Origin of the sequence: Planococcus sp. APC 3906 (genome assembly GCF_030407685.1) — a bacterium.
GTDB lineage: Bacteria > Bacillota > Bacilli > Bacillales_A > Planococcaceae > Planococcus > Planococcus koreensis.
The window spans coordinates 1-1,461 of the sequence record NZ_JASDCW010000067.1; the positions used below are offsets into that span (position 1 = coordinate 1).

Below are 1,461 nucleotides of genomic sequence, written 5' to 3' on the forward strand. Positions count from 1 at the left end.
TGTTAATGCTATTTCATAATGTCCAAAAGTTGACGGTATTGTCTGTCCAGGAATTGACGGATATAATGTCCTTAAGAATCCTGGAGAAAGGAAAAGACGCCTCCCATAATGTCGGCTATTACCAGTAGCTCGACGGGAGACGTCTTCCAAAAAAATATGATAATCGTCTCTCATTATAACATAGAAGAATGCGCCTCAAAAGGCGTTTTTTATTCGGTGCGCAGAAAAGGTTCCTTGTCCCTGTTGTAACCAGATGGAGTATAAGATCATCGGCTCACGTGAACGGAAGTTGCGCGATGAAAGCGGTGAATCTCGTCGATTCATCGTTAGAAGATTGCGCTGCACGCGGTGCGAAAAGATTCATCATGAATTGCCCGATCTGATGGTCCCCTACAAACGATACGGGGCGGATGTGATCGAGAAGGCGACCCTTCCAACCACCCACCTGACGGTGGCAGCCGATGAATCGACCCTCTATCGTTGGCGGAGTTGGTTCTTCCTCATGATCGATTACTGGCTCTTTATCCTTCAATCTCTTCTCATTCAGTTTCAGACAGATGAGACCTCGGCGATCGACCTGTCCAGTCGGGAGCTGCCTGCGCACGCACGCATCGGACAATGGTTTGGCACAGAGGGCGGATGGCTGGCAAAGATTGTCCGACCGGTCGCCAACCATCATTTTTGGATACATACCCGTTCTGCCTTTTTGTCCACCAGCCGGTAACTTACACTTCAATTATCCAATCAAGAAGGAGTGTAAAAAATGGCAAGAACAAAAGCAGAAGAATTAGCAACCCAGCGCTTTCAACTGATTGCGCCTTTATTGAATGAGAAGTTGGATGCCCAGGAGCTGAAAAAGCTCCGCGAACAAATCTGTGAACGCCACGGCCTGTCCGAACGCACCATCCGGCGCTACGTCGCCCAATTTAAGAAAGAGGGCTTTGAAGGGCTGAAACAGAAACCGTATCGTTCGGTTCCGCGAGAGCTTCAAGACAACGTCGTGGAACAGGCGATTCACTTGAGACGCGAGGTTCCAAGCCGGAGTATCGCCTCGATTATCCAAATTCTTGAGTGGGACGGTGTTGTCGCAAAAGGCGAACTGAAGCGCAGCACGTTGCAGGAGCGCTTGTCCAAACAAGGCTATAGTGCACGACAGATGAAAATGTACCATGAGACATCCGGAGCCGTACGGCGATTTCAGAAACGTCGTCGAAATGCCTTATGGCATTCGGATATCAAATACGGGCCCTATTTACCGATTGGTCCGAACGGAACGAAAAAGCAGGTCTATATGGTCGCCTTCCTGGATGATGCGACGCGTTTCCCACTCCATGTGGCGTTCTATCCGATGTTGGATGCGCGGTGCGTCGAAGATGCGTTTCGCGAATCCATCCGAAAACATGGCGTACCGGAGAGCGTCTACTTCGACAACGGCAAGCAATACCGCACCAAATGGATGGC

The 1,461-nt window shown here is 49.8% G+C and carries 2 protein-coding genes; both read left to right on the forward strand.

Features of this window, described 5'->3' with window-relative positions; all coding sequences use genetic code 11:
- Window positions 1-211 precede the first annotated feature (211 nt).
- Window positions 212-724 (forward strand): DUF6431 domain-containing protein, encoded by a 513-nt coding sequence (locus tag QMA09_RS17000; protein WP_290213992.1) that lies wholly within the window; start codon window positions 212-214, stop codon window positions 722-724.
- Window positions 725-763: 39 nt separating this feature from the next.
- On the forward strand, window positions 764-1,461 hold a 698-nt coding region (locus tag QMA09_RS17005), incomplete at its 3' end, for a helix-turn-helix domain-containing protein (RefSeq protein ID WP_290213991.1).